This is a genomic window from Pantoea sp. B9002 (assembly GCF_013385945.1).
Lineage (GTDB): Bacteria > Pseudomonadota > Gammaproteobacteria > Enterobacterales > Enterobacteriaceae > Pantoea.
This window is the reverse complement of record NZ_JACAPA010000113.1, coordinates 1-369: the sequence shown is the minus strand read 5'-3', so window position 1 is coordinate 369 and position 369 is coordinate 1. Positions and strand designations below refer to the sequence as shown.

The 369-nt window shown below is 66.4% G+C and carries 1 pseudogene; it reads right to left on the bottom strand.

The features are described from left to right. Positions 1-369: pseudogene (locus HX773_RS25420) on the bottom strand (alkane 1-monooxygenase); the annotation flags it as partial.

Below are 369 nucleotides of genomic sequence, written 5' to 3'. Positions count from 1 at the left end.
TCAAGCCGCTCCACAGCACCACACTGAACAACCAGGCCGTCAGCACGGTGTTTTTCCAGTGCAGGGTCGCCAGGCCCTGCTTGTGCAGGCGCTCGCGCTCCAGATGCCAGGCCGAGCGCAGGCTGAACCAGACCGAGCGCGGCAGGAAGCTCCAGAAGCTCTCGCCCAGACGCGAGCTGGCAGGATCCTCCGGCGTCGCCACCCGTACATGGTGGCCGCGGTTGTGCTCGACGAAGAAGTGCCCGTAGAAGGTCGGCGCCAGGGCCAGCTTCGCCAGGAGCTGCTCCAGGGGCCTGGTCTTGTGTCCCAGTTCGTGGGCGATATTGATCGCGATACCGGTCGCCGCCCCCGTGGACATGGCCATGCCCA